Below are 6,586 nucleotides of genomic sequence, written 5' to 3' on the forward strand. Positions count from 1 at the left end.
CCTTTAAAACGCCGCTGGGGTTGGTAACATCCGATGCGATCGCCGAGGCGCGTCAGTTCCTCGTCGAAATTGCCACCGCACCGCAAACGAGCGATCGCACTGCCTTCAAACACCTCGTCAGTCGTTACCTGCGACTCATCCCCCAAGATTTAGGCATGAAACTCGACGAGTCGGTATTCCGAAATCCCCGGCAAGTGCAACGTCAGAATGCAATTTTAGATGCGCTAGATGCGGCGATCGTCCGCACTCCAGCGCAGACTCACCAGAACGTTTTCGATTGCGGCGTGTACAAAGTGCCCCATTCCACTACCGAGGGATGCAAAACCTTTCGCCGGATTCGCAAACTCTATCGCCAAACCCTCAACCGCCACCATCTCTCATCTCGCTACCAACTCAAGCGGGTATACGAGGTGAAGATTCCCTCTATGGAACGGGTATTTACTGCCAGAGCCGCGAAAATTGGCAACGTCAAGCAATACTGGCATGGAACCCGCGCGAGCAATCTGTTGAGTATCTTCAAACAGGGGTTGATTATTCCCCCCATGAATGCCATTCAGTGTACGGGACGGATGTTTGGGAATGGGATTTACGGTTCCGAGCAGTCTACGAAATCTCTGAATTACGCCACGGACTATTGGAATCAGTCGGGGGTGGTTCGGCAGCGGGCGTTTATGTTGCTGTGTGATTTTGCCATGGGGCGATCGTACCATCCCGATACCTGGAATTGCAGCTTTCCGGTTAAAGGTTACGATAGCACCGACGTGCGTCCGGGAACGGCAGGGGTCATGAACCAGGAGAGTATCGTATATTCCATCGACCAGTGTAATATTCGCTATCTTTGCGAGTTTGGGTAAGTTTGAATTCAAAACTCTACGCTTTTGAATTTTTATCGCAGTTTTTATCAATATTGACATCACTCTTGTAGGGGTAGTGCCTCCGTGCCTACCCTGCCCCCATGTGTGTCACCGGTGCGGATAACTACGCAGAATGCAAAATTAAAAATCAAAAATGAAGAGTAACTTACCAACAAAGTTTTCGATAATGCGTTACGACAGATTTTTACATTAAATGAAAAGCCAAATTTTTCGCCTTAATCGCACATTCTATAGCAATTCTCGTGCTTGTGAGGTACAGCAGGGGAGGGCGGGTTTTGAGCATAAATCCCGGTTAGGGCATAACTTTTAGCTAAACCCGCCCCTACAGTTTTTGTCCCTCATGACAATGAGAACTGCTATAATACTTATTACTTATTACTTATTACTTATCACTTAATTCCATGACTCCCAAAACGTATTCTCCTTCATTAACAGCGTGATTTGTGGAGACTTGAAAGACTCGTCCCGAAGCTTCGGCACGAACATCGATAATTTCCGGTAGGCGACCTTTTTTATTAAAACAGAGAATTTGGTATAGGAGCTGTCCAGTTTGAATACAGGTACCAAGATCGACGCGCGATCGAATCATGCCGCCACGAGAAGAGTAGTAGCCTTTAACTCGACTTTTGGGGGTGAACTCAACTTTTTGAGAGAAGCTTTGATAGAGGGGAAACCCGGAAATATCGAGTATTTGTTTGTAGGCTAAATAATTTTTAATTCCTCGTACTCCTCGGAAGACAGAATCGGGATCGATCTGCATTCCAGAACCCAGTTCTATCGTCCAGGATTCAACATCGAGCTTCAGGGTTCGATCGAGTTTTTCAAATTCAGATTCGAGCGCCAACCAAGATTTCAAAAAGGCTTCATCAAATGCATTTCCATCGTACTCGTTAAAGAGAATGCTCGCATCGAGCAAGAAATATCTTGCACTTTCCTCTTGACCTTGGAAACAATAAAGATAATCGATCGATTGATTAGTGCTGCTGTGGAGATCGAGAACGTAGTCGGCATCTAAGCACAATCCTTGCAGGTGATAGCGATATCGATCGCTAAAGGAAACGCTGCTGGGTTTATCGATTTTTTCGATCGCTCGATCGAAACAGTTTTTAATTTTCTGGCGGTAATTTTGACGAATTTGACTCGGTTCGAGATCGAGTTGCGTTTTCGCAAACTCGGCAATATCTTCCCCCTCTTTTTCGTAGTCCCAAAAAATCCGATTCCAATCTTTGCCATCGTAGTGATTGTAGCGTCCGCTAGAAAAATGGTGCGATCGCTGATTGGTTCCCAAGGGATTGCAGGTGGGAACCAGCCAAATCTCGCCAGCTAACTGGGTATCGTCTAAAGTTTTTAGAAATTCAATCAGTTGAGCGATGACTGCATTGCCGACAATTTCCGCGCCGTGTAGGTTGGCTTGCAAATATGCCTTTTTTCCTGGCTTTGCCCCCACAAATTTGTAGACTTGGATCGAAAGAATATCGCCCGAGGCAAGTTCGGCGATCGGAATTGTTGAGATGGTTGGAATCATAGAACGGTGTTAGGGTCGCTGACCCGATGGAGGTCGATCGTTTCTCCTGCGCGTTTCATCTAAATCGCACTTCAAAGCGTATTTTCGACACATCTGCAAGAACGTTTTTAGATCGATCGAATTCTTCGATCGGCCACCCTGAAATTTATTGTACCAAGTTGATGGCAAATCGATCGGATTCATGCCCCAAGTCTAGGTAGATTGACGGGTTTTGAAGAGGATGCCATCTACAAAGTTGGCTGCCGTTTCAATGGCTGCCGGATTCACCGCAATTCGATCGCCCCAACGGTTTAAAATCGCGATCGCCACTCGTTCTAAATCGGCGTTCCCTTTTCGCGCCCCCAACCCCCGCACGGAACATTCAATTTGCCGCACCCCTACATCAATCCCGGCGATCGAGTTTTCCACCGCCATCCCCCGGTCGTCGTGACAATGTACCGAAAGGACGGCGCGATCGATATTTTTCACCTCCGTGGTGATGGTGCGAATTAAATGGGAAAATTCTGCCGGCGTTGCCAAACCCAGACTATCGGGAATGTTAATTGTCGTTGCACCACCGGCAATTGCCGTTTCGATGGCGCGGTGCAAAAACGACCGTTGACTGCGGGTGGCATCGAACGCCGACCATTGTATATCGTTGCAGTATTGACGCGCGATCGCAATACTCGTGGCGATCGTCTCTAGAACCTGCGCCCGATTTTGCTTCGGGGTGAGGCGGACGTTGGTATAGAGGTGAATTCTGGCATTTTTAGCCGGTTCTAGCGCTTTTACCACCTTGATAATTTCTGCTTCTTTCGCACCGGCAAGTCCGCAAACAACCGCCTGTTTGAGATGCCAAGAAACCTGTCGAATCGCTTCTAAATCTCGATCGAACTGCCCCGGATAACCCACTTCGATGATGTCGACACCAGCAGCTTCGAGGAATTGTGCCAGTTTAATTTTCTGTACTAGCGTCATCTGCACCCCCGGCGCGAGTTCTCCATCTCGCAGGGTGGTATCGAGAATCGAAATCCGGTTTTTATCTTCGAGCATTGGCATCATTAATGCACGTTAGACATAACTTTTCACGTGAAACCATCGGTGTCTAAGCTTGTCGCTCGGTTGAATTATTCCAAGATTTAGAAGCCTGAATCACTTCTTCTAATGTATATTTTTCTTTGGTGTTACAAGAATAACATTTAAAATCAAAAATCTTATTCTTTTGATATTCGCGATATTTGATCTGAGTTGAAGAACAAAAAGGACAATGACCTTTAAAAATTAAAGTTTGTAAGTTATTTATTTTTTGTTTTTTCAACATTATTTGTCGAAATGTTTAGTTTTTTAAGGCATTATCAAAAATTGACAACAAAAATCCGATTATGAAAAAGAAGTAAGACTTTACTTATGTATGACTTGTCAGTCAAAAACTACATGCTTTTTCTTTTCCTGTCTGTACGGTTGCGTACCCGATCGACTGACTCGTATTCTGGTGAGTCGGGTAGAAATCCCCTGAGTGGAGATTATTCTTCAGGGGATATCGGAATTTTGTGCGTATTTTGTCAGTCAATTGCAATGGCAAACCGACCGTTTCAACCTCGCCGAGAACCAAGCAAGCGTATAAACTCACTTTGCACGAGACGATAACATTCGCAGGCTGTTGCTTCTAAGTCTTCCTGATTGAGGATGGTAATGTGACCGCGATGATAGCGGATGATACCTGCTTGTTGCAGGATGCCAGCAGCGACTGTCACGCCAGAACGACGTATCCCCAACATATTGGCGATAAACTCCTGGGTGAGGGGCAATTCGTCTTTTTGAATGCAATCGTGGACGGACAGCAGCCAGCGTGCGAGTCGCTCTTCGGTGGTGTGCTGGCGGTTGCACGCTGCGCTTTGAGAAACTTGGGTTAAGAGCGCTTGGGTGTAGAGCAGCAGCAACTTTTGCAGTTTTTCGGCTCGATCGAATTCCTGTCTGAGTACATCTGCCCGGAGTTGCATTGCCGAACCCGCAATTTGAACGATCGAACGGCTCGTGGTATGTCCTCCTCCCAAAACAACGGAAAGACCGACCATTCCTTCGTTACCCACCAATCCAATTTCTGTTGTCGAGCCGTCTGACATGATCGAAACCAAAGAAATCATCGCCCGTTCGGGGAAATAAACAGTTTCAACGGGTTCCCCAGGTTCTGTGAGAACTTGACCGGAAGTGAGGGTAACGGGTTTGAGGTAGGGAGATAAACGCTGATACTCGGAGTCGGGTATTGCAGCTAGGATTTGATTGATGGGTTGAAGAATGCGTTCGGACACGGGGGGAGTAGAATCTTTTCGATCGAATTTCATGAAACAAAGTACCTGAGCGCACAAGCCAAAGAGCGCAAAACACCGGTCAATCTTTCAAGATCCAGTGTCTGTTTCCATCCAAGAATATTGATGATTCGATGGGTCGGCAAATTACTTTCAGGTATTAAGAAATAATATCGAGAGTTGAAGACAAAGTCGGTACGGTAGCGTACAGAAAATCAGCTCGAAAACTCTCAAAATGAACTAGAATTCCCGAAACTCCTGCAAAATCGGAGGTTAACATGGGGTTTCCAACCGGCTGTACCCAAAATCCACAAGGGAGAGGGGTCATTGCCGAGTTCCGAGCAGGCGAGCGAACTCCTTTTGAATCAAGCCGTAGCACTCACAAGACTTTGATTCGAGTTCGCTCCGATTGAGGATGACAATTTGACCCCGACGATAGTGAATGATTCCGGCATTCTGAAGCAGAATCGCGGCTTCTGTGATGCTCGCGCGGCGAACGGCCAACATCGTGGAAATCGATTTTTGGGTTAGAGGCAGGATGTCTTGCTGTATGCAATCGCGAATTAACAGCAGCCAGCAAGCCAATTGTTGCTCGATGGTATGGTGGCTTTTACACGCAGAAATTTGCGAGATCTGACCCAATTGGATCTGGGTGTAGAGGAGTAGCAACTTTTGTAGGTGTTTTGCTCTGTTGAACTCATTGGCGAGTACGTTGGCTGAGAGCTTCATCGCCGAGCCGGAAATCTGGACGATCGCCTGGGTGGTGGTGCGATCGTTTCCCAAAAAAACAGGCATACCCACCATTCCTTCACAACCCACCAAGCCGATTCCTGTTGTCAAGTTACCTGACAAAATGGAGACTAAAGAAACCATGGCCAAATTCGGAAAATAGACCTCTAAAATGGGTTGGCTGGGTTCGTAGAGAACGTTACCAACAGTGAGGGGTATCTCTTCGAGATGGGGAATCAGACGCTGGTACTCGGAGTGGGGTAAAGCCGCCAAAATTTGATTGATGGGTCCAGAAGACTTTATAGACATGGAAACTAGAATTCTCCTCCCGAAGAGTGGCTAGTTCAAAAAATGACTCTTAGCACGAGGAGATGTATTCTTTTCTCACTCTAGATCTCAATGTCAAAAGTTTTTTTTTCGATTAAATTTGCGATCGACTATTTTATTTATGGGTCTATTTTAGTCGAAAACCAGCTCGATCTTCCCTTCAGTTTTTAACCAAATTTTTTTTCTGCATCGCCCAAGAGCTTTTCCCATACACCTTCCGGCTGCCAAATTTGATTCATGGGATAGCGCGCATCAGATTCGGGCAAGTTTAAAACGTATTTCTGCCACAAATAAACAAAGCACGAAACTCTCATATTTTTGGCACAATGCACCCAAATTTTTCGATTTTCTAAGGACTGCATCATGCCAAAAAAGAGGCGAACTTCTTCGAGTTTCGGCGCTTCCCAAACCACGGGAATATGGAAATATGCCATTCCCGTTTCGGTAACGATCGCCCCTTCATCGGCGATCGCATTATCCGATGTCGGCATAGCCAGATTGATAACGGCGGTATAACCAGCATCGGCAATCTCTTGAAATTGCGATCGACTCGGTTGTCCCGAGGTTGCCAGTTGCGGGGAAACTTGATAGTAATTTTCAATATCTTGCACGAATATTTCTCCAATTGGGGACTCATGCGATCGTATTGTCGGCGATCGTCGGGAAAACTGCGGTTTTTTTTAGGTTTTTTATAGAGAATGAGATGGTGCGGTTAACAACTCAGGATGAGCGAGATGACCGGTTTTTATCCACACCGTACAACCGGTAGAACCGGCGATCGCCCGCAGTTGCGATCGAACCGGCAAGCGCAGCCAAGCGTAACGGGGCAACGCATCCCCCTGAGT

General features: G+C 46.5%; 7 protein-coding genes. 1 reads left to right on the forward strand and 6 read right to left on the reverse strand.

Annotated elements, in window-relative coordinates:
* A partial coding sequence (locus IQ235_RS15240; protein ID WP_264322297.1) for a poly(ADP-ribose) polymerase family protein occupies nt 1-854 on the forward strand: 854 nt, incomplete at its 5' end.
* Between the two features lie 403 nt (nt 855-1,257).
* Here IQ235_RS15240 and IQ235_RS15245 read toward each other — a convergent pair.
* The 6 genes from IQ235_RS15245 to IQ235_RS15270 all read right to left on the reverse strand — a co-directional run bounded on the left by IQ235_RS15245 (nt 1,258) and on the right by IQ235_RS15270 (nt 6,352).
* Nucleotides 1,258-2,400 (reverse strand): M14 family zinc carboxypeptidase, encoded by a 1,143-nt coding sequence (locus tag IQ235_RS15245; protein ID WP_264322298.1) that lies wholly within the window; start codon nt 2,398-2,400, stop codon nt 1,258-1,260.
* Nucleotides 2,401-2,592: 192 nt separating this feature from the next.
* Nucleotides 2,593-3,441: a hydroxymethylglutaryl-CoA lyase-like TIM-barrel protein gene (locus IQ235_RS15250; RefSeq protein ID WP_264322299.1), complete on the reverse strand. Its 849-nt coding sequence runs from the start codon at nt 3,439-3,441 to the stop codon at nt 2,593-2,595.
* Nucleotides 3,442-3,484: 43 nt separating this feature from the next.
* Nucleotides 3,485-3,700 (reverse strand): hypothetical protein, encoded by a 216-nt coding sequence (locus IQ235_RS15255; RefSeq protein WP_264322300.1) that lies wholly within the window; start codon nt 3,698-3,700, stop codon nt 3,485-3,487.
* Nucleotides 3,701-3,971: 271 nt separating this feature from the next.
* Nucleotides 3,972-4,721, reverse strand: coding sequence for a Crp/Fnr family transcriptional regulator (locus tag IQ235_RS15260; protein WP_264322301.1), 750 nt, complete (start codon nt 4,719-4,721; stop codon nt 3,972-3,974).
* Between the two features lie 288 nt (nt 4,722-5,009).
* Nucleotides 5,010-5,723: a Crp/Fnr family transcriptional regulator gene (locus tag IQ235_RS15265; protein ID WP_264322302.1), complete on the reverse strand. Its 714-nt coding sequence runs from the start codon at nt 5,721-5,723 to the stop codon at nt 5,010-5,012.
* Between the two features lie 185 nt (nt 5,724-5,908).
* The gene (locus IQ235_RS15270; protein ID WP_264322303.1) at nt 5,909-6,352 is read right to left on the reverse strand and encodes a protein tyrosine phosphatase family protein; all 444 of its coding nucleotides are present in this window, start codon (nt 6,350-6,352) and stop codon (nt 5,909-5,911) included.
* Nucleotides 6,353-6,586: the final 234 nt, after the last annotated feature.

The organism is Zarconia navalis LEGE 11467, assembly GCF_015207075.1.
GTDB classification, from domain to species: Bacteria; Cyanobacteriota; Cyanobacteriia; order Cyanobacteriales; family Geitlerinemataceae; genus Zarconia; species Zarconia navalis.

Coding starts and splice junctions, on each gene's coding strand:
- IQ235_RS15245 (WP_264322298.1), bottom strand. CDS start 2,400: ATGATTCCAACCATCTCAACAATTCCGATCGCCGAACTTGCCTCGGGC.
- IQ235_RS15250 (WP_264322299.1), bottom strand. CDS start 3,441: ATGATGCCAATGCTCGAAGATAAAAACCGGATTTCGATTCTCGATACC.
- IQ235_RS15255 (WP_264322300.1), bottom strand. CDS start 3,700: ATGTTGAAAAAACAAAAAATAAATAACTTACAAACTTTAATTTTTAAA.
- IQ235_RS15260 (WP_264322301.1), bottom strand. CDS start 4,721: ATGAAATTCGATCGAAAAGATTCTACTCCCCCCGTGTCCGAACGCATT.
- IQ235_RS15265 (WP_264322302.1), bottom strand. CDS start 5,723: ATGTCTATAAAGTCTTCTGGACCCATCAATCAAATTTTGGCGGCTTTA.